At 63.3% G+C, this 24873-nt stretch carries 21 protein-coding genes; 16 read left to right on the top strand and 5 right to left on the bottom strand.

Annotated elements, in window-relative coordinates; translation table 11 throughout:
* Positions 1–653 precede the first annotated feature (653 nt).
* The 12 genes from V3H18_RS04670 to V3H18_RS04615 all read left to right on the top strand — a co-directional run bounded on the left by V3H18_RS04670 (position 654) and on the right by V3H18_RS04615 (position 16763).
* Positions 654–2390 carry a formate--tetrahydrofolate ligase gene (locus tag V3H18_RS04670; RefSeq protein WP_332080762.1) on the top strand — a complete coding sequence of 579 codons (1737 nt, stop codon included), beginning with the start codon at positions 654–656 and terminating at the stop codon, positions 2388–2390.
* A 67-nt stretch (positions 2391–2457) separates the two neighbouring features.
* Positions 2458–3651: an aminotransferase class V-fold PLP-dependent enzyme gene (locus V3H18_RS04665; protein ID WP_332080761.1), complete on the top strand. Its 1194-nt coding sequence runs from the start codon at positions 2458–2460 to the stop codon at positions 3649–3651.
* A gap of 84 nt (positions 3652–3735) precedes the next feature.
* Entirely contained in the window at positions 3736–4677 is a 942-nt protein-coding gene (locus tag V3H18_RS04660) for a D-2-hydroxyacid dehydrogenase (protein ID WP_332080760.1), read from the top strand.
* 167 nt (positions 4678–4844) lie between these two features.
* The gene (locus V3H18_RS04655; RefSeq protein WP_332080759.1) at positions 4845–5705 is read left to right on the top strand and encodes an NADP-dependent methylenetetrahydromethanopterin/methylenetetrahydrofolate dehydrogenase; all 861 of its coding nucleotides are present in this window, start codon (positions 4845–4847) and stop codon (positions 5703–5705) included.
* Position 5706: 1 nt separating this feature from the next.
* Positions 5707–6339 carry a methenyltetrahydrofolate cyclohydrolase gene (fchA, locus tag V3H18_RS04650; protein WP_332080757.1) on the top strand — a complete coding sequence of 211 codons (633 nt, stop codon included), beginning with the start codon at positions 5707–5709 and terminating at the stop codon, positions 6337–6339.
* Positions 6340–6378: 39 nt separating this feature from the next.
* Complete coding sequence (locus V3H18_RS04645; protein ID WP_332080756.1) at positions 6379–7551, top strand: malate--CoA ligase subunit beta; 1173 nt, start codon at positions 6379–6381, stop codon at positions 7549–7551.
* A 17-nt stretch (positions 7552–7568) separates the two neighbouring features.
* Entirely contained in the window at positions 7569–8456 is an 888-nt protein-coding gene (gene sucD, locus V3H18_RS04640) for a succinate--CoA ligase subunit alpha (protein WP_332080755.1), read from the top strand.
* A 118-nt stretch (positions 8457–8574) separates the two neighbouring features.
* Positions 8575–11328: a phosphoenolpyruvate carboxylase gene (locus V3H18_RS04635; protein WP_332080754.1), complete on the top strand. Its 2754-nt coding sequence runs from the start codon at positions 8575–8577 to the stop codon at positions 11326–11328.
* Between the two features lie 22 nt (positions 11329–11350).
* A complete protein-coding gene (locus tag V3H18_RS04630; protein ID WP_332080753.1) occupies positions 11351–12322 on the top strand; it encodes an HpcH/HpaI aldolase/citrate lyase family protein in 972 nt (323 codons plus the stop codon).
* 178 nt (positions 12323–12500) lie between these two features.
* Complete coding sequence (locus V3H18_RS04625) at positions 12501–14630, top strand: hypothetical protein (protein WP_332080752.1); 2130 nt, start codon at positions 12501–12503, stop codon at positions 14628–14630.
* Positions 14600–15358, top strand: a complete 759-nt coding sequence (locus V3H18_RS04620) for a DUF3142 domain-containing protein (RefSeq protein ID WP_332080751.1) — start codon at positions 14600–14602, stop codon at positions 15356–15358. Before V3H18_RS04625 ends, V3H18_RS04620 begins: the two co-directional genes overlap by 31 nt.
* Before the next feature lie 130 nt (positions 15359–15488).
* Positions 15489–16763: a glycerate kinase type-2 family protein gene (locus tag V3H18_RS04615; RefSeq protein ID WP_332080750.1), complete on the top strand. Its 1275-nt coding sequence runs from the start codon at positions 15489–15491 to the stop codon at positions 16761–16763.
* 165 nt (positions 16764–16928) lie between these two features.
* Here the strand turns inward: V3H18_RS04615 and V3H18_RS04610 are convergent, their stop codons facing one another.
* On the bottom strand, positions 16929–17189 hold the full coding sequence (locus V3H18_RS04610; RefSeq protein WP_332080749.1) for a BrnA antitoxin family protein: 261 nt from the start codon (positions 17187–17189) through the stop codon (positions 16929–16931).
* Positions 17173–17475 carry a BrnT family toxin gene (locus tag V3H18_RS04605; RefSeq protein WP_332080748.1) on the bottom strand — a complete coding sequence of 101 codons (303 nt, stop codon included), beginning with the start codon at positions 17473–17475 and terminating at the stop codon, positions 17173–17175. Before V3H18_RS04605 ends, V3H18_RS04610 begins: the two co-directional genes overlap by 17 nt.
* Before the next feature lie 87 nt (positions 17476–17562).
* Here V3H18_RS04605 and V3H18_RS04600 point away from each other — a divergent pair, with 87 nt between their 5' ends.
* Genes V3H18_RS04600 through V3H18_RS04590 form a run of 3 tightly spaced genes read left to right on the top strand, consistent with a single transcriptional unit; the run spans position 17563 to position 20501 of the window.
* Complete coding sequence (locus tag V3H18_RS04600; protein WP_332080747.1) at positions 17563–18414, top strand: NADPH-dependent oxidoreductase; 852 nt, start codon at positions 17563–17565, stop codon at positions 18412–18414.
* 26 nt (positions 18415–18440) lie between these two features.
* Entirely contained in the window at positions 18441–19148 is a 708-nt protein-coding gene (locus V3H18_RS04595) for a class I SAM-dependent methyltransferase (protein WP_332080746.1), read from the top strand.
* Between the two features lie 3 nt (positions 19149–19151).
* Entirely contained in the window at positions 19152–20501 is a 1350-nt protein-coding gene (locus tag V3H18_RS04590; protein WP_332080745.1) for an MFS transporter, read from the top strand.
* 69 nt (positions 20502–20570) lie between these two features.
* Here the strand turns inward: V3H18_RS04590 and V3H18_RS04585 are convergent, their stop codons facing one another.
* Together V3H18_RS04585 and V3H18_RS04580 are read right to left on the bottom strand one after the other, a co-directional pair.
* Positions 20571–21029 carry a pseudoazurin gene (locus V3H18_RS04585; protein WP_332080744.1) on the bottom strand — a complete coding sequence of 153 codons (459 nt, stop codon included), beginning with the start codon at positions 21027–21029 and terminating at the stop codon, positions 20571–20573.
* 186 nt (positions 21030–21215) lie between these two features.
* Entirely contained in the window at positions 21216–23033 is a 1818-nt protein-coding gene (locus V3H18_RS04580; RefSeq protein ID WP_332080743.1) for an ABC-F family ATP-binding cassette domain-containing protein, read from the bottom strand.
* 89 nt (positions 23034–23122) lie between these two features.
* Between V3H18_RS04580 and V3H18_RS04575 the strand changes: the two genes are divergently transcribed.
* Positions 23123–23782, top strand: coding sequence for a class I SAM-dependent methyltransferase (locus V3H18_RS04575; RefSeq protein WP_332080742.1), 660 nt, complete (start codon positions 23123–23125; stop codon positions 23780–23782).
* 9 nt (positions 23783–23791) lie between these two features.
* Here the strand turns inward: V3H18_RS04575 and V3H18_RS04570 are convergent.
* Positions 23792–24873: L,D-transpeptidase family protein (locus V3H18_RS04570; protein WP_332080741.1), on the bottom strand; the 1082-nt coding region annotated here is incomplete at its 5' end.

Genomic DNA, 24873 nt, shown 5'->3' with positions numbered 1-24873 from the left:
TAGAGTCAAGCCTGCGACGGCGCCTGCGACAAATTTTTTATTCGCGCGCCGAATCCTTCGCGGCGCCGACGAGGAAGCGCTTTCTTCGGATAGGGAAGGGCGGGCCGATCCTTGCCGCGCCAACGCGGCGCGTTTCCGAGCCCTCCCGTCGCTTCGGCCTTTCGAAGGTATAGGACGCTTCAACAATTGCCTAGATAAAGAGCGCCTCCTGCCCATTCCGAGGGCTAGTATCTATAGCTACCCTAAAGAATTGGTAAGGGATAGGTATGACGCCCGGCTGTTTGAATAAGCGCGCCGCCTTGGGCCATTCGTCGCGCGAGCGGGAGCGCCCCTCTCATGACCAAGGAATCGGGTCGGGCGCGGCGCCGGCGCGCGCTTGACGAGCAAAATTGATTCCCGTCATACGGAGTGTCCGCCAATGCATATTTCAGCAAAGCGGATCATGCGCGCGTCGGCGCGGCGCGGCGAGCCGCGCCCTTGATGCGCGATTTGGAACTCACTACGGTCGCAAGAAAAAGGCTGCAAGCTGACATTGACGGGGTTGCAGCCCGGTCGGCGAAAAGCAAGGAGGACGGCGGCGGGTCGCCCTCTTGAACGACCGAAAGAATCTTAAAGGGTCCTGCGCGACGCAGGGTCGAGAGGGAGTGGACTGCATGTCGTCAGAAACGACGACCGCCGCGCCGGGCGCGAGCGGAAAAGACAATCAGCATCTTGCGCCGAAATCCGACATTGAGATTTCGCAGGCCGCCAAAATGCGGCCGATCGTCGAGGTCGCGCGCGACAAGCTCGGCATTCCCGCCGAATATGTGCAGCCCTATGGCCACTATAAAGCGAAGATCTCCCTCGATTACGTCGCTTCGCTCGACGCGAAGCCCGACGGCAAGCTGATCCTCGTCACCGCCATCAGTCCGACGCCCGCGGGCGAAGGCAAGACGACGACGACTGTCGGCCTCGGCGACGCGCTCAATTACATTGGCAAGAAGGCGGCGATCTGTCTGCGCGAGCCGTCTCTCGGCCCCTGTTTCGGCGTCAAGGGCGGCGCGGCCGGCGGCGGCTACGCCCAGGTCGTGCCGATGGAGGACATCAACCTCCATTTCACCGGCGACTTCCACGCGATCGGCGTCGCGCATAATCTTCTCTCGGCGCTCGTCGACAACCACATCTATTGGGGCAATGCGCTGGGCCTCGATGGGCGGCGCATCGCCTGGCGGCGCGTCGTCGACATGAACGACCGTTCGCTGCGCTCCATCGTCTCCTCGCTCGGCGGCGTCGCCAATGGCTTTCCGCGCGAGGACGGCTTCGACATCACCGTCGCCTCGGAAGTGATGGCGATCTTCTGCCTCGCCTCCAATTTCGCCGATCTGCAGCGCCGTCTCGGCGACATCATCGTCGGCCAGACGCGCGAGAAGAAGAACATCCGCGCCTCGGAGCTGAAGGCGGCGGGCTCCATGGCCGCGCTGCTCAAGGACGCCATCGCGCCCAATCTCGTGCAGACGCTGGAAAACAATCCGGCCTTCATCCATGGCGGGCCTTTCGCCAATATCGCCCATGGCTGCAATTCGGCGATCGCCACGAAATCGGCGCTGAAACTCGCCGATTACGTCGTCACCGAAGCGGGCTTCGGCGCCGATCTCGGCGCGGAAAAATTCTTCGACATCAAATGCCGCAAGGCGGGCTTAAAGCCCGACGTCACCGTCATCGTCGCGACAATCCGCGCCCTTAAGATGCATGGCGGCGTCGCCAAGGACGACCTTAAGGCCGAGAATGTCGAAGCGCTGGAAAAAGGCTTCGCCAATCTTAAGCGCCATATCGCCAATGTCCGCAAATTCGGCGTGCCGGTCATCGTTTCGGTCAACCGCTTCTCGTCCGACACGGAGGCCGAGATCGAGGCGCTGAAGAAGCTGACGGCGGGCGAAGGCGTCGAATGCGTGCTCGCCGACCATTGGGGTTCCGGCGGCCCCGGCGCGGCGGAGCTCGCTCAAACGGTCGTCAAGACGATCGAGACGCAGCCCTCGAACTTCAAGCCGCTTTATGCGGATGATCTGCCGCTCGTCGAGAAGGTGCGCACCATCGCGAAAGAGCTTTACGGCGCCGCCGACATCTCCTTCGACGCGAGCGTCAAGACGCGCTTCGCCGAACTCGAGAAGGAGGGCTTCGGCCATCTCCCCGTCTGCATCGCCAAGACGCAATACAGCTTCTCGACGGACCCCAACGCCAAGGGCGCGCCGTCGGGCTTCACTATTCCGGTGCGCGAGTTGCGGCTCTCGGCGGGGGCGGAGTTCGTCGTCGTGATCTGCGGCGACATCATGACCATGCCCGGCCTGCCGAAGGTGCCGGCGGCCAATAATATCGAAGTCGACGCCAACGGCCGCATTTCCGGGTTGTTCTAGCCCTCATTCGGCGTCGAGCGGCGCCGACGCCTTTTTCGAAACCTGCCCGCTCAAAAGGAGCTTGAGAATGTCGAATTCCAGAATCCCCGGCAAAAATTTTCTGTTCGTGCCGGGTCCGACCAATTTGCCTGACCGCGTCGTGCGCGCCATGGCGGTTCCGTCGGAAGACCATCGCTCGCCGATCTTTCCCGATCTCGTGAAGCCGCTCTTTCCCGCGCTGAAAAAGGTCTTCAAGACCGAGACGGGCGCGGCCTTCATCTTTCCGGCGTCGGGCACCGGCGGCTGGGAGGCGGCGATCACCAACACGTTGTCGCCCGGCGACAAGGTGATCGCCCAGCGCTTCGGCCAGTTCTCGCATCTGTGGATCGATCTTTGTCAGCGCATCGGCCTCGACGTCATCAAGCAGGAGCGCGAATGGGGCACGGGCAATGATCCCGAGCTCATCGAAGAGACGCTGAAGGCCGACAAGAATCACGAGATCAAGGCCGTGCTCGCCACGCATAACGAGACGGCGACGGGCGTGACCTCCGACATCGCCGCCGTTCGCAAGGCGATCGACGCGGCGAAACATCCGGCGCTGCTCTTCGTCGACGGCGTGTCTTCGGTCGGTTCGCTCCCTTTCGAGATGGACGCCTGGGGCGTCGACGTCATCGTCTCCGGCTCGCAGAAGGGCTTCATGCTGCCCGCCGGCCTCGCGCTGCTCGGCGTGAGCGAAAAGGCGCTCAAGGCTGGCGAGACCGCCCAGATGCGCCGCGCCTATTTCGAATTCAAGGACATGCTCAACGCCAACAAGCAGGGCTATTTCCCCTATACGCCCGCCTTGCCGCTGCTCTATGGCTTGAAGGAGTCGCTCTCCATCCTGTTCGAGGAAGGCCTCGACCAGGTCTACAAGCGGCACCATCATCTCGCCGAGGGCGTGCGCGCCGCGGTCGCGGCCTGGGGCCTCAAGCCTTGCGCCAAGGAGCCGAAATGGAACTCCGATACGGTCACCGCGATCGTCGTTCCGGAAGGCTTCGACGCCGCCAAGGTCATCGAGATCGCCTATAAGCGCTACAATCTCGCGCTCGGCGCCGGCCTGTCGGAAGTCGCCGGCAAGGTGTTCCGCATCGGCCATCTCGGCGATCTCAATGAACTCATGGTGCTCGGCGCCGTCGCCGGCGCCGAAATGGCCATGCTCGACGTCGGCATTCCGGTGACCGCTGGTTCGGGCGTCGCCGCCGCCCAGGCGGTCTATCGCGCCAATCCGCTGCTGACGGTGTAAGCGACAAAAAAACAGCCCTCTCCCCGCGCGCGGGGAGAGGGCGCGGTTTAGACGCAAGAAGAATAAATTGGGGAGTTCGGTTCCATGTCGCACAAAATCGTTTTTCTCGATCGCGAAACGCTCGACGCCAATGTGCGCAAGCCGAATTTTCCGCATGACTATGTCGAATACGCCCAGACGGCGCCGGCCGAGATCGTCGAACGCCTCAAAGGCGCGACGATCTGCATCACCAATAAAGTGCCGCTGCGCGAAGCGACGCTGAAAGAGCTTCCCGATCTCAAGCTGATCGCCGTCGCCGCGACCGGCACCGACGTGATCGACAAGGCCTATACGACCGCGAAAGGGATCGTCGTCTCCAACATCCGCAATTACGCCTTCAACACGCTGCCCGAACATGTGTTCGCGCTGCTCTTCGCGCTGCGCCGCAACCTCGTCAATTATTACAATTCGGTTCGACAGGGGCGCTGGGGCTACGCCAATCAGTTCTGCTATTTCGACTATCCGATCTACGACATCGCCGGCTCGACGCTCGGCATTATCGGCTATGGCGCGCTCGGCAAGGAAATCGAGAAGCGCGCCGTCGCGCTCGGCATGCATGTGATCGTCAACGATGTGACGGACGTGCCCAGCAAGGTGGACCTTGCGACGCTTCTGCGCGAATCGGATGTCGTGACGCTCAATCTGCCGCTGACGCCCGAGACGAAGAACATGATCGGCGCGAAAGAGCTCGCGTCGATGAAGAAGACCGCCTGCATCATCAATACGGCGCGCGGCGGCATCGTCGACGAGGCGGCGCTCGCCGATGCGCTCCGCAACGGAACGATCGGCGGCGCGGGCTTCGACGTGCTCACCGTGGAGCCGCCCAAGAACGGCAATATTCTGCTCGATCCGACGATTCCAAATCTCATCGTCACGCCGCATATCGCCTGGGCGTCGAAGGAGGCGATGCAGGTGCTTGCCGATCAGCTCGTCGACAATATCGACGCCTTCGTCGCCGGCGCCCCGCGCAACATCGTGACGGCGTGAGAACCAATGCGTCTCGCTCTCTACGCCGTCATGCCCGCGCTTGTCGCGGGCATCCCCGCGGCGCCGCTACTGAGCGATTTGAAATGCTTCCGCAAGGTCCCGGCGTGGATGGCCGGGACAAGCCCAGCCATGACAAGCCCGGCCATGACTTGGCCTGAGGAAATCCAATGACCAAAAAGCTTCTATTCCTCTTCGACACCGATCCCGTCCCGAGCGTCTTCGACACGGTGGTGGGCTATGACGGCGGCGCCGACAACATCATCGGCTATGGCGGCGTGACGCCGGAGAATGTCGGCGCGCTTGTCGACGGCTGCATCTACACGCGCGGCCCGAAGGAGAAGCAATATACCGCGATCTTCGTCGGCGGCGGCTCCATGACGGCGGGCGAGGCCGTCTTCAAGGCGGTCAAGAAGCGTTACTTCTCCAATTTCCGCGTCTCGACCATGCTCGATTCGAACGGCTCGAACACGACGGCCGCGGCGGGCGTCGCGCTGCTCGCCAAGGCCGCGCCGCTCAAGGGCAAGAAGGCTGTCGTGCTCGCCGGCACCGGGCCGGTCGGCATGCGCGCCGCCGCCATGCTGAACATTGAGGGCGCGGAAGTCGCCATCACGTCGCGCGAGAAGGCGCGCGCCGACGCCGCGGCCAGAGCGATTGAGGAGCGTTTCGGCTTCGCGCCGACGCCGATCGAGGCGGTGGACAACGCCGCGCGCGCCGAGGCCGTGAAAGGCGCGCAGATCGTCTTCGCGGCGGGCGCCATCGGCGTGCCGTTGCTCGATGAAAAGGATTGGCAAAACGATCCGACGATCGAACTCATCGCCGACTGCAACGCCCAGCCGCCGCTTGGCGTCGGCGGCGTCGAGGCGACCGACAAGGCCAAGGAGCGCCACGGCAAGATCGTCATCGGCGCGCTGGGCCTCGGCGGCCTCAAGCTCAAATTGCATCGCGAATGCATCGGCAAGCTCTTCGACAGCGCCGATCAGCTTTTCGACTGCGAAAATATATACGCCCAAGCGAAGGAATTGGCCTGACATGAGCGCGAAGACCGAAACAATCGGCAAATTCCTCGACGAACTCGCAAGCGATGCGCCGACCCCGGGCGGCGGCGGCGCGGCGGCGCTTTCGGGCGCGCTCGGCGCGGCGCTCGTCTCCATGGTGTGCAATCTCACCATCGGCAAGAAGAATTACGAGGCCGTCTCCGACGATCTGAAAAAGACGCTCGAACAGGCGGAGACGCTGCGCGCGGCGCTGACGCAGGGGATCGACGAGGACGTCGTCGCCTTCAACACGCTGATGGGCGCCTATGGCTTGCCGCGCGGCACGGATGAAGAGAAGGCGAAGCGCTCCGAGGCGATTCAGTCGGCCTTGAAGGAGGCGACGCTCGCGCCGCTCAAGACCTGCAAGATTTGCTTTGAGGTGATCGCGCTGTCGAAGGAAGCAGCCGACAAGGGCAATCTCAACGTCATCAGCGACGCCGGCGTCGCCGTGCTCGCGGCCAACGCCGGGCTGCGCAGTTGCGCGCTGAACGTCTTCATCAACGCCAAGGCGATCAAGGATCGCGACTTTGCGGAAAAACAGCTTGCGGAAGTGAATGCGCTGCTCGCCACGGCGGCGACGGAGACCGAAGCCGTCTATCAGACGGTCAAAGGCAAGATCGGCGGTTAGCGGCGCCCCGCGTGCGCGAAATGCGATTGGAGGACTGAAATGGACGTCCACGAATATCAGGCCAAGGAAATCTTGGCGAGCCATGGCGTCGACATCCCGCCGGGCACGGTCGCCTTCAGCCCGGATCAGGCGGTCTATGCCGCGACCGAGCTCGGCGGCTCGCATTGGGTGGTGAAGGCGCAGATTCACGCCGGCGCGCGCGGCAAGGCGGGCGGCGTCAAATTCTGCCGCACCTATCACGAGGTGCAGCAGGCGGCGCGCGATCTCCTCGGCAAGCGCCTCGTCACCGGGCAGACGGGCCCCGAAGGCAAGCCTGTGCAGCGCGTTTATGTCGAAGTCGCCGATCCTTTCGAGCGCGAAATTTATCTCGGTTATGTTCTCGACCGCAAATTGGAGCGCGTGCGCGTCATCGCCAGCAAGCATGGCGGCATGGAGATCGAGGAGATCGCCAAGAACACGCCCGACGAATTGCTTCAGGTGATCGTCGAGCCCGCCGTCGGCCTGCAGCAGTTTCAGGCGCGCGAACTCGCCTTTCAGCTTGGATTGAACATCAAGCAAGTTTCGCGCGCGGTGAAGACCATCATGGGCGCCTATCGCGCCTTCCGCGACAATGATGCGACGATGCTGGAGATCAATCCGCTCGTCGTCACCAAGGACGACAAGGTGCTCGCGCTCGACGCGAAAATGTCCTTCGACGATAATGCGCTGTTTCGCCGCCGCAATATCGTCGACATGAACGATCCCTCGCAAAGCGATCCGCGCGAGGCGCAGGCGTTGGAGCACAGCCTGAATTACATCGGCCTCGACGGCGAGATCGGCTGCATCGTCAATGGCGCGGGACTCGCGATGGCGACGATGGACATGATCAAGCACGCGGGCGGCAGTCCGGCGAATTTCCTTGACGTCGGCGGCGGCGCCTCGCCCGAGCGCGTTGCGACAGCCTTCCGTCTCGTTCTGTCCGACCGGCGGGTGAAAGCGGTGCTCGTCAATATTTTCGCGGGCATCAACCGCTGCGACTGGGTGGCGCAGGGCGTCGTCGACGCGGTGCGCGCCGAGAAGATCGAGGGCGTGCCGCTCGTCGTGCGTCTCGCCGGCACCAATGTCGAAGCGGGCAAGAAGATCATCGCCGAGAGCGGCATTCCGATCATCCAGGCCGACACGCTGGCGGAGGCCGCCGAAAAGGCCGTCGCCGCCTATAAGTCCGTGAAATAGGCGCCGGGGAAGAACACATGAGCATTCTCATCGACGAAAAGACGCGGATCCTGGTGCAGGGCATCACCGGCGACAAGGGCAGTTTCCATACCAAGGAGATGCTCGACTACGGCAGCAATGTCGTCGCCGGCGTCACGCCCGGCAAGGGCGGCAAGACCCATCACGGCGTGCCCGTGTTCAACACGGTGAAGGAGGCGGTGCGCGCGACGGGCGCGGAGGCCTCGATCACCTTCGTCGCGCCCGCCTTTTGCGCCGACGCGATCATGGAGGCGGCCGACGGCGGCATCCGCCTCATCTGCTCCATCACCGACGGCATTCCGGCGCAGGACATGATGCGCGTGAAGCGCTATTTCCTGCGTTTTCCGAAAGACCGCCGGCCGATGATGGTCGGGCCGAATTGCGCCGGCATTATTTCGCCCGGCAAGGCGATGCTCGGCATCATGCCGGGACATATCTACAAGCAGGGCTCCGTCGGCCTCATCTCCCGCTCCGGCACGCTCGGCTATGAAGCGGCTTCGCAATTGAAGGAGCTGGGACTCGGCATCTCCACATCGGTCGGCATCGGCGGCGATCCGATCAATGGCTCGTCCTTCCTCGACCATCTGGTGCTTTTCGACAAAGACCCGGAGACGGAGGCCGTGCTCATCATCGGCGAAATCGGCGGTCCGCAGGAAGCCGAGGCCGCGGCCTGGATCAAGGAGAATTTCTCGAAGCCGGTGATCGGCTTCGTCGCGGGACTGACGGCACCCAAGGGCCGCCGCATGGGCCACGCCGGCGCCATCATTTCCGCGACGGGCGACAGCGCGGCGGAAAAGACCGAGATCATGAAATCCTATGGCCTCGTCGTCGCGCCGAGCCCGGCCGAATTCGGCACGACCGTCGCCAAAGTGCTGAAGCGCGCTTGAAACGAGGAACGCGCTTTCCCGCTCCGGCGCCCGGGCGGGGAAAACGCTTGAGGCCATTTACGCGCTGCGCCGGCGCGCCCATTCGTGCGGCGGCCGCGCCAGCGTTCAAGGAGTTTCGATGACCGCCGAGACCCAGACATTGAGCAGCCCGTCTCCGACCGGTCTGCCGTCTGCGTACGCCACGCGTTCGGTCACCGAGGCGTCGGCCTTTCTGCGCGCGCAATTGCTCGCCGTCATCCGGCGCCATCTGCCGGAGATCGAGGCGGCGGTGCGCGATCCGAAAGCCGGCGCCGGCCTCGCCCCACGCCAGATGGGGCGGGTGCTGCAGGCGCAGGGCATATTGTTTCAACTCATCTCCATCGCCGAGCAGGCCTACGCCATGCGCCGGCGCCGCCGCATCGAGCGGGAGAAGGGCCACGACAAGCTGCTCGGCACCTTCGATTACGTTTTGTCGAGCGCCGCGAGCGCCGGCGTCAGCGCCGAGGAGATTCACGCGCAATTGCAGACATTGCGCATTCGCCCCGTCATCACCGCGCATCCGACGGAAGCCAAGCGCGTTTCGATTCTCGAAAAATACCGGCGCATCTACCTCTTGATGCGCGAACTTGAATCGACGCGCTGGACGGATCGCGAGCGCGAGGCGCTGGTCAAGTCGATCTATGATCAGATCGAGCTTTTGTGGCTCACCGGCGACTTGCATCTCGAAAAGCCGACCGTCGATCATGAGGTCGCCTGGGGGCTGCATTTCTTTCACGAGAGCATTTTCGATCTTGCGCCGGAACTCCTCTCTTCTTTCGAGCGCGCGTTGAAGCGCCACTATCCGAACGAAAAATTCGAGGTCGCGCCCTTCTTTCAATTCGGCTCCTGGATCGGCGGCGACCGCGACGGCAATCCTTTCGTGACGAATGAGGTCACGCGCCGCTCGATATTGGCGAACGCCGGCGCGAGCCTGAATTATTACCGCACGCGCATCATCGATCTCGCGCGCATGCTCTCGATCAGCATTCGCGCCGCCGAAATTCCTCAGTTCCTGTGGGAAGAACTCGATGTTCGTCTCGCCGCTCTGCCCGATGGCGCGGCGATCAAAGCGCGCCACCCGAACGAGCCCTATCGGCAATTCGTCACCACCATGCTGCGCAAGCTCGACCAGACGCTGGCGGGGCTGCGCGACGAGCCGACGACTGGCGCGCGCTATGGCAGCGCCGACGACCTCATCGCCGATTTCCTCACTCTGGAGCGGGCGCTGACGGAAGGAAAGAGCGAACCTCTGGCCTGCGATCTCGTGCGGCCGGTGCGGCGCGCGGTCGAAATTTTCCGCTTCAGCACGGTGCGCCTCGACATTCGTCAGAACACGACGCGCACCACGCAGGCGCTCGAAGACTTATGGCGGGCCAAGACTGGCGGCGAGACGCCGCCTGCGCTCGATTCCGCCGAGTGGCGGGAATGGCTGCTCGCCGAGCTTGCAAAGCCCCGGACTGCGCCTGTTCCGCGCGAAAAACTCTCCGCGGAAACGCGCGACGTGATCGAAATGTTCGAGGTCGTCGCGGAAATGCGCGCGCGTCTCGACCGCGAGGCTTTCGGCGGATTCATTTTGTCGATGACGCGCTCGGCGGTTGACGTGCTCGGCGTCTATCTTCTCGCGAAAGAGGCTGGGCTTTTCCTCGACGAGCCGGGCGTCGAAATATTGACGCTGCCGATTGTCCCGCTTTTCGAGACAATCGGCGATCTGCGCGCGGCGCCCGCGATCATGCGCGATCTGCTGCAAATTCCCGTCGTGCGTCGTTCGACGCGCTGGCAGGGCAATCTGCAAGAGGTGATGATCGGCTATTCCGACTCCAACAAGGACGGCGGCTTTCTGTCGTCGAACTGGGAGCTGTTCAAGGCCCAGGCGCGCCTGACGCAAGTGGGACGGGAACTCGGCGTCGCCATCGCTTTCTTTCACGGCCGCGGCGGCTCCGTCTCGCGCGGCGGCGCGCCGACCGGCCACGCCATTGCGGCGCAGCCGGCGGGCTCGATCCGCGGGCGCTTCCGCGTGACCGAGCAGGGCGAGGTCGTCTCGTTCAAATACGCCAATCGCGGCACGGCGGCCTACCAGATGGAGCTTCTGGCCTCGTCCGTCTTCGCCCATGCGATGAAATCGGAGCGCGAGGAGGCGCTCGCGCCGCATGCGGAATTCGACGAGGCGCTTGAGGAGATTTCCGGCGCCTCTTTCGCGGCCTATGCGAAATTCGTCGGCGATCCGGATCTCGTCGCCTATTTCCAGGCGGCGAGCCCGCTTGAAGAAATTTCGCTTCTCAACATCGGATCGCGTCCGGCGCGCCGTTTTGGCGCCAAGAGTCTCGACGATCTGCGCGCCATCCCTTGGGTCTTCGCCTGGGCGCAGAACCGCCATTCGATCACCGGCTGGTATGGCGTCGGCTCCGGCTTGAAGAATTTTCTCGACATACGCGGCGATCGGGGGCTGGAGCTTCTGCGCCGCATGTTCGAGGACTCGCGCGTCTTCCGGTTAACTCTCGACGAGGTCGAGAAAACGCTCGCGCTCGTCGATCTTTCGATCGCGCGGCAATATGCAAGTCTCGTCCCGGACGAAACGGTGCGGAACAAAATCTTCAAGTCGATCGAGGACGAATATGCGCTGACATGCGAACTCGTCCTGCGCGTCACGGGCGGGGAGGCGCTCGCCGACCGCTTCAAGGAATATCAGACGCGTCTCGCGCATCGGCTCCAGACGATCAATGAAGTCAATCGCGAGCAGGTCGAACTGCTTCGCAGATTCCGCCAGGCGCAGGACGAAGCCGAAAAAGAGGCTGTGAAGCAGCCTCTGCTGCTTTCGATCAGTTGCATCGCCGCCGGCCTTGGGGCCACCGGCTAATTCAAGAGGAAGGGGTAATAATATGAGCTTCACTTTAATCGAGCAGGCGACGCCGCGTCTCCACCGCTCCGAGCTTGCCGTGCCGGGCTCCGCGCCGGGCATGTTCGAAAAGGCCGCGCAATCGAAGGCCGATCAGATCTTCCTCGATCTCGAAGACGCCGTCGCGCCCGACGATAAGGAACAGGCGCGCAAGAACATCATCCAAGGCCTCAACGACATCGACTGGGGCAAGAAGGTGATGACGCTGCGCATCAATGGTCTCGATACGCAGTATTGCTATCGCGACGTCGTCGACGTTCTCGAGAACTGCCCGCGTCTCGACATCGTGCTGATCCCGAAAGTCGGCGTCCCGGCCGACGTCTACGCGATCGACATGATGATCACGCAGATCGAGCAGTACAAAAAGCGCACCAAGAAGATCGGCATCGAAATCCTGATCGAGACCGCGCTCGGCATGGCCAATGTCGAAGCCATCGCGCAGTCGTCGAAGCGTCTCGAAGCCATGTCTTTCGGCGTCGCCGATTACGCCGCCTCGACGCGCGCGCGCACGACCGTCATCGGCGGCGTCAACCCCGATTACGGCGTGCTTACCGACAAGGACGCCAGCGGCAATCGCGAATATTACTGGGCCGACCAATGGCATGCGGCGCAGACGCGCATGATGGTGGCCTGCCGCGCCTATGGCCTGCGCCCGATCGACGGTCCCTTCGGCGATTTCGGCGATCCCGATGGCTATATCGCCGCCGCCAAGCGCGCCGCCGTCCTCGGCTATGAAGGCAAATGGGCGATCCATCCCTCACAGATCGAACTCGCCAATCAGGTCTTCACGCCGTCGGAAGCGGAAGTGAACAAGGCGCGCCGCATTCTCGACGCGATGGCGCAGGCCGCCAAGGAAGGCAAGGGCGCGGTCTCTCTCGACGGCCGCCTGATCGACATCGCCTCGATCCGCATGGCCGAGGCGCTGATCGAAAAAGCCAACGCCATGGCGGCGTAAGTCAGGCGCTGCGCCCCAAGCGCGGGGCCTATTCTCAGGGCGAGGGACGGCGTGACGCCGCCCCCGCCCCATTTTTCGACCGGGCAAAATTCTTATTGATGATTTTCACAGACGCGCGTCCGCCAATCCGGTAGGAAGCAGTCTGACGCAGCTTGCCGGCCACGTTCGGGGAACCGCCATGCGCCAGTTTCTTTTGATTTCCGCGCCGATCATGCTGCTGAGTTCCGCGAGCCCGGCGTTCGCCTGCGCCGGCGACGGTCTCGGCCGCGCCGGATGGAAGCTTGATCACAAGGACTTTTCCAGTCGCGACAACTTGCCGTTTCTAAGTCCGGGCAATGACAGCCGCGTCAACGCGCAGTTCCTGATGATGGACGCGCGGCCTTGGCTCGTCGACGCGGAAAAAGACGAGGTGAAGCTCGACATCTATCCCGACTATTTCGTGCTGTTTGCGCGTGACGCTTTTAACGACGCCTTCGCACGAAACTCTTGCGATTATGCACGCCGGCCCGTCAAAGACGTGACGACAACCCCAAGCGACTTCTTTGAAGAAGGCACGCGATGCGTCTCCGCTCAAAGCGGCGAGGACGCCTTTCTTCGGGCCGCTCAGGCCGAAAAGGCTCTCAGCGAAGCTGAGCGCGCTGCGCTGATCCGTTCACGCAAGGAGATGACGACGGCCTGCCAGGGAAATGATGCGGCGCCTGGCGCTGCGAACCTGTATGTCGCGGGCGCCGACGCATCGGCGGCGGCGCGCGAATTCGCCGCTTATCTTGCCGGCGCCAAATCCTTTTACGATGGCGCATTCGACGCCGCGCTCACAGCTTTTCGCAGCCTCGCGAAAACGCAAAATGAATGGCTGCGCGAGAGCGCACGCTATATGATCGCCCGCACGCTTCTGAACAAGGCGTCGGTCGGCGCATTTGCGGAACTGGATGGCGCGCCCGAACCAAAAGTGTCGGACCGCGAATCTCTGAAAGCGGCGGAAGCCGAATTCAAATCCTATCTCGCCGACTATCCGCATGGCCGCTATACAGCGTCGGCGCGCGGCCTGTTGCGTCGCGTCTATTGGCTCGCTGGCGACAGGCCGCAGGCCGCAACCGAATATGCATGGCAGCTAAGCCATGCGCGCGATCCGAACGCCAATCTCCGCAGCTCGGATCTCACCGCAGAAATCGACTCGAAACTCGGTCTCGACTCAAAAGACGTCCACGACGCAAATCTTCTCGCGATCGATGATTTGACGATGATGCGGCCGACCGATGGGTCACAGAAGAAAATGTCGGCGGCGGATCTCGACGCGCAGGCGCGAGACTTCGCGGGCCATGACGCGCTGTTCGGCTTTCTGAAGGCGGCGCGCGCCTACTATGTTGACGGCGACCACGCGAGCGCATTGAAGCTGTTGGGCGATCCGATGCCGGGGCCATTGTCGCCGCCCTATCTCGGGTTCAGCCGTGAAGTTCTTCGCGGTCAGGCGCTGATGACGTCGGGGCAGTATGCGGCGGCAGTCGACCACTGGAGGCGGCTGTTGCCGCTCGCCACGCAGCCTTGGCAGAAAGAGGCGGTCGAACTCGGCCTCGCACTGAGCTGGGAGCGCTCCGGAGAGGTCAACAAAGTCTTCTTGAAGGACACGCAACTGTCGTCGCCGCGGATTCGCGCGATGCTGCTGCGATATATTGCTGGTCCGATCCTGTTGCGGATGGCTGTCGCGGATCCGGCCTCGGCTGAGGAACGTAAGCTTGCGCGCTTCGTGCTTCTCTTCAAAGAGGCGACGCACGGCCAATATGCGGGATTCCTTCGGGATTATTCTGCGGAGGGATTGGCGAAGGACGACGCCGACACCGCACGGCCGGGGCAATATCCCAATTACCAGTCGAGCGTCCTGCTGTGGAGCGGCGGCGCCGACAAGGGCTACGTTTGTCCAGATCTCCAGTCGATTGTCGGCGAACTCGCCGCCAATGCTCAGGACCCGCACGCCATGTTGTGCTTCGGCGACTTCATCCGCACGAATAGTCTCGACGGCTTCGAGGCGTCCCGGCCGAAACCCGATGAACTTGGCGGCGGGAAATCCATATTTCCCGGCGAACCCTATGCGCGTGGCGAGGTCTATAAGAAGCTCATCGACGCGTCGGCGACGCCCGCGCGCGAACGGGCTTATGCGCTCTACCGCGCGATCAATTGCTACGCGCCGGCGAACAACAACACATGCGGCGGCAAGGACGTCGAGAAGGCGCAGCGCAAGGCCTGGTATGATCAGCTCAAGGCGCAATATGGCGCGACGACATGGGCCAGAAGCCTGAGATATTACTGGTGACTCTTTCACGGCGCATCGCCGCCGCGCGTCTCCTTGCTGTTGGCGTAATGACGGCGACGACAGCGGCGGCGGACACGATCGTGCGCGCAGCCGATTACGACGCCTATTGGCTATGGGCGGGCGTGCGCGCGCGTCCCGAACTCGCTACCGCCAAGACCATCTATCTGCTTCAGGCTGAAATCGGACCCGATGATTTGGGCGAGACGCGTCTAAAGGCGCAGGGCGCGACCGAGCCAGGCTCACATCCGCAAGCCTTATGGCTGGTCTATCGGGTGCGCAGCATCGACTGGACGCCGGCGATTTTTGCGGCGGTCAAGCGTCGGCTTGCCGAGTGGCGCGCCAAGTCGGACAAGGTCATTGGCGTCCAGATCGACTTTGACGCCGCAACGCGTGGCCTGACCACATACGCCGCCTTTCTTGCAGAGTTGCGTCAGACGCTGCCGCCCGATTGCGCGCTCAGCATCAGCGGACTTATGGACTGGGCCTCTCAGGCGACGCCGGAAGACATTGACAGACTTGGTCGGAGCGTCGACGAGGTCGTGTTTCAGACCTATCGCGGCCGCGCCACCGTTGACCATATCGACGATTACCTGGCCCGTGTCGGACGTGTCCACACGCCTTTCCGGCTCGGCCTCGCGGAGGGCGCCGTCTGGTCCCCGCCGGAAATGCTGGCGCGTCACCCTTATTTTCGCGGCTACGTCGTATTTTTGCAGAATCCGCCGCGATGAGCGGGCGGCGGCGCGCGACTCCGCGCCCGGTTGACGGGCGCTCGAGATGCTGAAAAGACAGCGCCGACGGTTGTCGCAAGTCCACGGCGCTGACCGACAGATTGCCAAGAGAACAAGGTAGAAAGGCGCGATGTCCGACGATTTCCACACCCTCCTTCGCGCCATGTTCGACGCCGCCGTCGGCGCGGCGTCGCCCGCCGTCTGCCTGCCGCCGTATCTTGCGAAGATCGCGCCCCCAAAGGGGCGGACGATTGTCGTCGGGGCCGGCAAGGCGGCGGCCTCCATGGCGGCGGCCGTCGAGGCGCATTGGCAGGGTCCGCTCGAAGGCCTGGTCGTCACGCGCTATGCGCATGGCGCGCCGACGCAACGCATAGAAGTGATTGAGGCCTCGCACCCCGTGCCGGACGCCGCGGGACGCGAAGCGGCGAAACGAATCTACGAGAAGGTGGAAGGGTTGACCCCCGACGACCTCGTGCTCGCGCTGATTTCCGGCGGCGGCTCGGCGCTGATGGCGTTGCCGGCCGAGGGCGTGACGCTCGAAGAAAAGCAGGCAGTCAACAAGGCGCTCTTAAAGAGCGGCGCGAATATTTCCGAGATGAATTGCGTGCGCAAACATCTTTCCGCGATCAAGGGCGGACGGCTGGCGCGCGCCGCGTCGCCCGCGCGCGTCGTTGCGCTGATGATTTCTGACGTGCCGAATGACGATCTCTCGGTCATCGCCTCCGGCCCGACCGTTCCCGATCCGACGACGCGCGAGGACGCGCTCGCCGTCATCGCCAAATATAAGATCGACGCGCCGGCGGCGGTGCTGAAACATCTCGAAAATCCAAATTGCGAAACGCCAAAGCCGGGCGACGCGATTTTCGACAATGTGCAAAATATCCTCGTCGCCACGCCGCAGGGCTCGCTCGACGCCGCCGCGGCGGTGGCGAAAGCGGCCGGCTTTACGCCCTGCGTCCTCGGCGATCTCGAAGGCGAGTCGCGCGACGTGGCGCTGGTGCACGCCGGCGTCGCGAAGCAGATCGCCCTTCATGGTCAGCCCTTCGAGCCGCCCGTTGCGATCATCTCCGGCGGCGAGACCACCGTCACCGTGCGCGGCAAGGGCCGCGGCGGGCGCGACGCGGAATTTCTGCTCGGCCTTACGCTCGCGCTCGAAGGCTTTGGCGGCATATCGGCGATCGCCTGCGACACCGACGGCATAGACGGGAGCGAGGACAACGCCGGCGCGATCATGACGGCGGACTCTTTCCAACGCGCGAAACAGGCGGGCGTCGATCTCAAGGCGCATTTCGCCAATAACGACGCCTATGCCGCTTTCGAAAAACTCGGCGATCTTATCGTCACCGGGCCGACGCGGACGAACGTCAATGATTTTCGCGCGATTCTCGTGCCAAAGCGCGTGTAACGCTTTACTCGGCGGAGCCGCCCGAATGTCATTCCCGACGCGCGCAAAGCGCGCGATCGGGAATCCAGAGTTACAGCAATCATTATGTCGCTCTGGCTTCCCGGTCAGGCCTTCGGCCTGCCGGGAATGACGCGCCAAGCGCGCGGATAATTGGATTTTTATGAGTCAGCGAAGCTTCTCCGCAAGCCAGATCTTTATGAGCGATTGATAGGGAACGTCGCGCTTGTTCGCGGCGATCTTTATCTGTTCAAGCAGGCCGATAGGAAGCCGTAGCGAGATCGACGTCGTCGAGGGTTTGAGATTTGGCAAGCGAACGCGCTTCGCCTTGCTCCAGTCGACGTGATCGGCGGAGTCGTGACTTTCCCAATAGGCGCGCTCCTCCGCCTCGGTCGCGAAGGTGGGGAGCGGCTTAGTCGTCTTGCTCATAGCGTTGTCGTTCCTTGCGGCTCATGTCTCGCGCCGAAATGATGCGGATGCGCGTCCCGTTCGCGCGGAGCGTGAAGGTCGCATGGAGCAATCGGGCGCCGTCGGTTCGGCCGAGCGCGTGATAACGCGGCTCGCTTTGATTGTGCGCGAGATCGTCCGTCACGATCAGCGGATCGTTGCCGAAAATCTGTTCGGCCTCCCCCTGGCTCACGCCATGCTTGTCGAAGCTTTTGCGCGCATTGCCCTGGTCCCATTCGAAACCGACAATCTGTTCGAAATTGACCATTTCTGTATATTTTCATAATATACAATAAAGTCAATGAGCCCTGGGCCGCGCATTGCGCCGCCCAGGAGATGGCCCTAAAGGAGCGCCATGAACAAGCCTGTCACTCCTGAAAGTATCGATCCGCGCGGCGCGGCGGCCCTGTTCGCGCGCTATCGGCGCGAGGACTCGCCCAAACCCGCGCAATGGAACGACACGCTGGAGCTTATTCTCGCGCATCGTTCGCATCGCAATTTTCTGCCTGAGAAACTGCCCGAAGGCGCGCTGGAGACGATCGTCGCCGCCGCGCAATCGGCTTCGACCTCCTCCAACCTGCAGGTCTGGAGCGTCGTCGCCGTCGAAGACGAGGCGCGTAAGATTCGCCTCTCCGATCTCGCCGGCGGACAAAAGCATGTTCGCGATTGTCCGCTGCTGCTTATATGGCTCTGCGATCTCGCGCGGCTTGAAAATCTTGGGCGCGAAAGAGGGCGCGACGCGGCGGCGCTTCCCTATCTCGAAATCTTTCTCACCGGCGTCGTCGACGCGGCGCTCGCCGCACAGAACGCCGTGACGGCGCTCGAGTCGCTGGGCCTCGGCTGCTGCTATATCGGCGCCATGCGCAACAAGCCCGAGGAAGTCGCGAAGGAGCTGAACCTTCCGCCCAATGTCTTCGCGGTTTTCGGCATGACCGTCGGCGTCCCCGATCCCGCCGCCAATGCCGGCGTCAAGCCGCGCCTCGGCCAGGCGGCGGTGCTGCATCGCGAGCAATATGAATGGGGCGACGCGCAGCGCGAAGCGATCGAGACGCTTGACATCAAGTTCAAGGACTTCCAAAGGGAGCAGGGCCTGCCCGATCAAGGCTGGATACGGCAGGTGCTCTCGCGCGTGCGCGGCGTCGAGGCCATGAGCGGACGCGATCGCCTTCGCGACGCGCTGAACGTGCTAGGCTTCGCGCTTAAATAGAGCGCCGACAACAGGGGCTGCGCGGAATGGCCGCTCATCAGCAGACCGAATATTCGGGTGAGATATTCGATCTTTGGGACACCTATAAAAAGGTCGTCGTCAGGGATTTCATGTTTCACCGCGCGCTCTCCGAGGAGGTGGAGCGCGGGCTTAAATCGCGTTTCGGCGATCGCGCCTATTCCCTCCTCGATCTTGGTTGCGGCGACGCCAGCGTCTTCGCCCCGGTTTTGCTGCGCGCGCCGCCAGGACGCTATAAGGGCGTGGATCTTTCCGATACGGCGCTCGCGCTTGCGGCGGCTAATCTTAAATCCCTGCCTTGCGCGGTGGAGCTCGCGCATAGCGACATGCTGTCGGCGCTCGACGGCGGCGCCGTCTATGACGCCATTCACAGCAGCTTCGTCCTGCATCATCTTTCGACCGAGGAAAAGGCCGAGTTTTTCCGCCGCGCCGCGCGGGCGCTCGCCCCGGGCGGCGTGATTCTGCTCGTCGATACGACGCGCGAAGAGGATGAGACGCGCGACGACTATCTGCGCCATTATTTCGACTGGATCGACTCGGGGTGGGAGGGCCTTTCCGCCCTCGAGAGGGATGCGATTATCGAGCATATCTCGACGAGCGACTGGCCGGAGCCTCTGTCCCTTTTGGATTCGCAGGCGCGCGCCGCGGGCTTGAGACGCCTGCCGGGCGACGCCAAGCATCGCTGGCATCGCCTGATGCGCTTCGAGCGAATTTAGCCCTTGTCGCAGTCGCTCACGCAAGCCGCGCAAGCGGCCTCCGCGCCAGACGACGAAGCTTCTGACGACGTCGTCGCGAAAGTCGCGCGGCGGTTGATCCCTTTTCTCGTCATCGGTTTCATCGTCGCCTATCTCGATCGCGTCAACATCGGCTTCGCCGCCTTGAAGATGAACAAGGAGATGGGCTTCACGCCGGAGTTTTTCGGCGCGGCCGCCGGCGTCTTCTTCCTCGGCTACTGCCTGTTCGAAGCGCCGAGCAATTATATTCTGCATCGCGTCGGCGCGCGCATCTGGATCGCGCGCATCATGATCAGCTGGGGCGCAATTTCGGCGCTGACGGCCTTTGTCTGGAGCGGCGCAAGCTTCGTCGGCCTGCGGCTCGCGCTCGGCTTCGCCGAGGCGGGCTTTGCCCCTGGCGTCATTCTCTATCTCACCTATTGGATCCCCGCCGCACAACGCGCCCGCATATTGGGGGCCTTCCTTTTCGCCGTTCCCCTGGCGAGCGCCTTTGGCGCGCCGATCTCCGGCTCGCTGCTGGGGACGATGGACGGCGTCGGCGGAATCAGCGGCTGGCGCTGGCTGTTCCTCATCGAAGCCGCGCCGGCGATCGTTCTGGGCGTCGTCGCCTTTTTCTATCTTCCCGACTGCCCGCGCGAGGCGAAATGGCTCACTCATGACGAGCGCGAATTATTGCAGGCGCGGCTGGACGCCGAGCGGCGGCCCGCAAGCGAGGGCGAAAACCATTGGCGGGCGCTGCGCAATCCGCGCGTGTTTGTGCTCGGCGCGGCCTATTTCGGCATCGTCGTTTCTCTCTATGGCGTCGGCTTCTGGCTGCCGCAGATCATTTCGACTTTTGGCGTCGGAGTCGTCGCGGCCGGATTTCTCACGGCGATCCCCTATGTCTTCGGCGTATTGGCGATGGCGCTCTGGGGCTGGCTGTCGGATGCGCGCGAGGAGCGTGTGGCGCATACGAGCGCCGTCGCGCTGATCGCGTGTTTTGGCCTTGCGGCCTCGGCCGCTTACGCCGAGGCGCCGTTTCTCGCCATGGCCGCGCTTTCCGTCGCCAGCATGGGCACGCTCGCCGCGCTGCCCACTTTCTGGAGCCTTACGACGCTCACGCTCGCGGGCGCTGATCTCGTCGTCGGCGTCGCGCTGGTCAATTCGATCGGCAATCTCTCCGGCTTCGTTGGTCCCTATTTCGTCGGCTGGTTAAAAGGCGCGACCGGCGATTTCAGCCATGCGCTGCTTGGCCTCGTCGTCGGCCCGCTGCTGACCGCCGCCTTGCTTCCCCGAATCGCCAAGGGCGACTGGCGTGCGCTTATCCGCTGGCCAGCCGTCAAACGCCGCGCGTAAAGCGGTTTCCGCCGAAGCGGGCGCCATGTCGTTGAATGACGCCCGCGCCGTTAAACAGCCGATCGAGGCTCAGAGGCTTCCCAGGAGCTTCGTCATCACCTCGCCGGCCTTGCCTGGCAGCTTCGCCTGCTTCGCCGCATCGAGATTGGTCGGCTCGCCGACGACAATGACGCCGACCATGCCGAGCGTATAATGCGGATCGCAGCGGAAGCCGTAGACGCCCGGCGCCGACAGCGTGACCGTCAATTCTTCGTTGATCTTGCCGCGGAAGGCTTCCGCGCCCGGAGGCAGCAGCTCCTTTATCGCGACGGCGTTATGTCCCTTGTCAGTCGCGACGAATTTGACCGTGTCGCCGGGCTTGATCCGCACGACCTCCGGCTCGAACGCCATATAGCGGTCGGCGCCTTTGTTGAGCATTTTGATCTCGACCGTCTCGCCGGCCGATGAAAGGCTGGAACATGCGATCGAGCTCGCAAGGACCAAGACGGTCGGGGCGAAGCTTCGCCCAAGAGTGAAATATGCGCGCATGGCGTTGCCGATCCTCCCAGAAATATTGCTGGCTGGCTTGCGCGCGCATGCGCTGGCTGGCTGTGGCGCTTCGTTTGGAAGCTGACCGGCGACATCTAGCCATGCGGTCGCGGGCGATCAACAACGACCATCCGCAGTTTGCATGGAAGATTTCCATTATGCGAGCGCCATGCGGGACGTCGCGCGTCAGCTTGGCTGGCCTTCTTCGCGCTTGATTTCAAGCGTCAGCCATTCGTCCTCGGCTCCCGCGAGTTCGGCGCGAAGGGCGCCGAAGGTTTCGCTCGCCTTGGCGAATTTGGCGGGATCGCTCGCATAGAGATCGGGGTCGTCGAGCAGCGCCTGCAGCTTGTCGCATTTGGCGCGCAGCTCCTCGATTTTCGCCGGCAGAGTCGTGAGCGCGTGCTGCTCCTTGAAGGAGAGCTTCGTTTTCGCTTGAGGCTTTTCGCTCGCCGCCTTTGGGGCGCGTTCCTTTGCTTCCCGCGCCGGCGCGGCGCTTGCGCGCGCGTCGACGCCCGCGCCGCGTTGCGCCGCCATATCGCTGTAGCCGCCGGCATATTCGATCCAACGTCCCGCGCCTTCGCTCATCAACACGCTTGTCGCCACGCGATCGAGAAAATCGCGGTCGTGGCTGACGACGATGAGCGTGCCTGGATAGTCGGCGAGCATTTCTTCGAGAAGATCGAGCGTTTCGAGATCGAGATCGTTCGTCGGCTCGTCGAGCACGAGCAGATTGGAAGGTTTCGCCAATGCGCGCGCGAGCATCAGGCGGCCGCGCTCGCCGCCCGAAAGCCTGCCGCTGGGCGTGCGCGCCTGTTCGGGCTTGAACAGAAAATCCTTCATATAGCCGACAACATGGCGCGGCGCGCCATTGATTTCGACCATATCGGAGCCGCCGCCCGTCAGCGCGTCCTGCAATGTCGTCGCCGGATCGAGGTTCGCGCGGCTTTGCTCCAGAGTCGCCATTTCTATATTGGCGCCGAGGCGAATCTTGCCGCTACCCGGCGCGAGCGCGCCGGTCAGGAGATTGACGAGCGTCGTCTTGCCGGCGCCATTGGCGCCGACGATCCCGAGGCGGTCGCCGCGCAAGATGCGCGTCGTGAAATTCTCGACGATGACGCGTTCGCCGAACGACTTGCAGATCTTGATCGCTTCGATGACGAGCGTTCCGGAAAGCTGCGCCTCGCTCGCTTCGAGCTTCACGTCGCCGGTCGGCATGACGCGGTTGCGCCGGTCGGCGCGCAATTGGCCCAAATTTGCGAGTCGTTTCACATTGCGTTTGCGACGGCCGGAAACGCCATGACGCAGCCAATGCTCCTCGGCGACGATCTTGCGCTCCAACTTGTGCTGCTGCTTTTCTTCTTCTTCGAGTTCGCGGTCGCGCCAAGCTTCGAATTCCTTAAAGCCGCGCGCAAGATGGCGCGTGCGGCCGCGATCGATCCACAGGGTTTCGCGCGTCAGATCCTGCAGGAAGCGGCGGTCGTGACTGATGAGGACCAGCGCCGAGCGCAGACCGGCGAGCTTTTCCTCGAGCCAGAGAATCGTCGGCAGATCGAGGTGGTTCGTCGGCTCGTCGAGAAGCAAAATGTCGGGCTCCGGCGCGAGAACGCGTGCGAGCGCCGCGCGCCGCGCTTCGCCGCCTGAGAGGCGCGCGGGGTCCTCGTCGCCCGCAAGCCCCAGATCGTTGAGCAGCGTCTTCGCGACATGAGGATCGTCGAGCGGACCAAGGCCGGCTTCGACGTAGCGGAGCGCCGTCGCGAAGCCAGAGAAATCCGGCTCCTGCGGCAGATAGCGAAGCGATGCGCCGGGCTGCAGAAAGCGTTTCCCGCCATCCGCCTCGATCTCGCCCGCGGCGATCTTGAGCAGCGTCGATTTGCCGGAGCCGTTGCGGCCGACGACGCAAAGCCGCGCGCCGGGAGCGACCGAAAGATCGGCGCCTTCGAGCAGCGGCTTGCCGCCGAGAGTGAGCATAACGTCTTGGAGGGCGAGTAGGGGCGGCGGCGCCATTGAATTTCGTCAACCTCTGTCGTTCTTATGCGATAGGTTTTCCAGACGGTCGAGCCAGCCTGCTCCAGCGCCTCTCATCGGAGAAACCCATGTCCGCCACGCCCGAAGAAATCCGCGCCGGCCAGGCGATCTATACGCCCAAGACGCTCGCCGTCTATGATCTCATTGTATTGGGGCTTTCCAATCGCTTCATATGGAAATGCCCCACGGCGCGGCTGCTCGCCCATTATAATCGGAGCGTCAGCGGCAATCATCTCGATGTCGGCGTGGGCACGGGCTATTTTCTCGATCGCTGCCGTTTTCCGACGCCGAGGCCGCGCGTCGCGCTGATGGACCTCAATGGCGACGCGCTCTCCTTCGCGTCGCGCCGCATCGCGCGTTACGAGCCGGAGGTCTATGCGCGCAATGTTCTGGAGGAGATCGCTTTTGAAGGCGCGCGTTTCGACTCCGTCGGCGTCAACTATCTCTTGCATTGTCTGCCCGGAGACATGGCGACGAAAGCGCGCGCTTTCGATTTTCTCATGCCGCTGATGAATCCCGGCGCAGTTGTTTTCGGCGCGACGCTTCTGCAAGGCGGCGTCGCGCGGGGATGGGCGGCGCGCCACCTCATGGCTTTCTATAATTCGAAGGGCGTGTTCTCCAATACGCAAGACGATCTGGAGACGCTGACGGGCGAATTGGAGAAACGCTTCAGCCGCGTCTCTATCGAGACCGTCGGCTGCGCCGCGCTTTTTTCGGCGCGGCGGTGAGCGATCGCTTCAGCTTTCCAACCCTAATGCGCGGCGCACGCGGGCGGAATAGCCGTAAAGGTCCGGCCGCAGCACGAGGCGCCCGCCTTCGTCCACATAGGCCGTGAAATATTCGATATGGATCGGCAGCGGCTTGGAGAGATTGATGTAGCGCTCCGAGCCGCCAATGAGCTTGCGCACGCGGCTTTCCGACCAGCCGCTGCCCGGCCCCAGCACCGCCTCGGCGAGCGCGAAGGGCTCATCGACGCGCATGCAGCCGTGGCTGAAGGCGCGGAATGACGCCGAAAACAGATTGCGCGACGGCGTGTCGTGCAGATAGACGGCGAAATCATTGGGGAACATGAATTTGATGCGGCCGAGCGCATTGCGTTCGCCGGGCGGCTGGCGCACGACGAGCTTGCCGTTGCGATAGAAGACCTGGTAGCCGCGCGCCGCGATCGCCGAGGCGTCGCCGCCCATTTCCTTATTGATGATCGACGGCGGCACGTTCCAATAGGGATTGACGATGATGAACTTCAGCGCGTTGGAGAAGATCGGCGTCGGCGTCGTTTCCTTGCCGACGATGACGCGGGTGCGATGCGCGACTTCGCCATTGCGCACCAGCGCCAGTTCGAAATCGGGGATATTCACCTCGACGCGCTCTTCGCCGAGATCGCGCGGGAGCCAGCGCCAGCGCTCCATATTGGCGATGATCTCGCCTTCGAGCCGCGAGTTCGTCGCCCCTTGAACCGCGGCGCGGCGGCGCTTGGCCCCGCCTTCCGCCGGCGATGCGTCGCTTTGCGCCGCGCTTGCCGCGGCGAGGAGCGCGTCGGAGGCGGGCGCGCCGGCGCGCCGCGAGCGCAATTCGACGAGCTTGTCGCGTAATTGCTGGTAACCGTAATGGGGCGGGTTAAAGGCGGAGAGCGTCTCGCCGGCGCTCGCGCCGGCGTTCGCGACGTCCGCCACGGCTTGCGCCGGATCTGGCAGGGTCAACTGCGCTCCGATGAGGCGCGAGATGTGCGCGGGCTCAAGCCGCCCGCCGCGCGCCTGCCGGGCATAGGCGGCGACCGATTCCGAGAGCGCCATATCGTCGGCCGCCGTTGGCGCCGCCC

The sequence above is a fragment of the Methylocystis borbori genome (genome assembly GCF_036576025.1).
GTDB classification, from domain to species: Bacteria; Pseudomonadota; Alphaproteobacteria; order Rhizobiales; family Beijerinckiaceae; genus Methylocystis; species Methylocystis borbori.
This window is presented reverse-complemented; position numbering and strand designations above follow the sequence as displayed.

Excerpts from the sequence above, each read along its gene's own strand:
- V3H18_RS04670 (WP_332080762.1), top strand. The coding sequence starts at position 654 with ATGTCGTCAGAAACGACGACCGCCGCGCCGGGCGCGAGCGGAAAAGAC.
- V3H18_RS04665 (WP_332080761.1), top strand. The coding sequence starts at position 2,458 with ATGTCGAATTCCAGAATCCCCGGCAAAAATTTTCTGTTCGTGCCGGGT.
- V3H18_RS04660 (WP_332080760.1), top strand. The coding sequence starts at position 3,736 with ATGTCGCACAAAATCGTTTTTCTCGATCGCGAAACGCTCGACGCCAAT.
- V3H18_RS04655 (WP_332080759.1), top strand. The coding sequence starts at position 4,845 with ATGACCAAAAAGCTTCTATTCCTCTTCGACACCGATCCCGTCCCGAGC.
- fchA (WP_332080757.1), top strand. The coding sequence starts at position 5,707 with ATGAGCGCGAAGACCGAAACAATCGGCAAATTCCTCGACGAACTCGCA.
- V3H18_RS04645 (WP_332080756.1), top strand. The coding sequence starts at position 6,379 with ATGGACGTCCACGAATATCAGGCCAAGGAAATCTTGGCGAGCCATGGC.
- sucD (WP_332080755.1), top strand. The coding sequence starts at position 7,569 with ATGAGCATTCTCATCGACGAAAAGACGCGGATCCTGGTGCAGGGCATC.
- V3H18_RS04635 (WP_332080754.1), top strand. The coding sequence starts at position 8,575 with ATGACCGCCGAGACCCAGACATTGAGCAGCCCGTCTCCGACCGGTCTG.
- V3H18_RS04630 (WP_332080753.1), top strand. The coding sequence starts at position 11,351 with ATGAGCTTCACTTTAATCGAGCAGGCGACGCCGCGTCTCCACCGCTCC.
- V3H18_RS04625 (WP_332080752.1), top strand. The coding sequence starts at position 12,501 with ATGCGCCAGTTTCTTTTGATTTCCGCGCCGATCATGCTGCTGAGTTCC.
- V3H18_RS04620 (WP_332080751.1), top strand. The coding sequence starts at position 14,600 with ATGGGCCAGAAGCCTGAGATATTACTGGTGACTCTTTCACGGCGCATC.
- V3H18_RS04615 (WP_332080750.1), top strand. The coding sequence starts at position 15,489 with ATGTCCGACGATTTCCACACCCTCCTTCGCGCCATGTTCGACGCCGCC.
- V3H18_RS04610 (WP_332080749.1), bottom strand. The coding sequence starts at position 17,189 with ATGAGCAAGACGACTAAGCCGCTCCCCACCTTCGCGACCGAGGCGGAG.
- V3H18_RS04605 (WP_332080748.1), bottom strand. The coding sequence starts at position 17,475 with ATGGTCAATTTCGAACAGATTGTCGGTTTCGAATGGGACCAGGGCAAT.
- V3H18_RS04600 (WP_332080747.1), top strand. The coding sequence starts at position 17,563 with ATGAACAAGCCTGTCACTCCTGAAAGTATCGATCCGCGCGGCGCGGCG.
- V3H18_RS04595 (WP_332080746.1), top strand. The coding sequence starts at position 18,441 with ATGGCCGCTCATCAGCAGACCGAATATTCGGGTGAGATATTCGATCTT.
- V3H18_RS04585 (WP_332080744.1), bottom strand. The coding sequence starts at position 21,029 with ATGCGCGCATATTTCACTCTTGGGCGAAGCTTCGCCCCGACCGTCTTG.
- V3H18_RS04580 (WP_332080743.1), bottom strand. The coding sequence starts at position 23,033 with ATGGCGCCGCCGCCCCTACTCGCCCTCCAAGACGTTATGCTCACTCTC.
- V3H18_RS04575 (WP_332080742.1), top strand. The coding sequence starts at position 23,123 with ATGTCCGCCACGCCCGAAGAAATCCGCGCCGGCCAGGCGATCTATACG.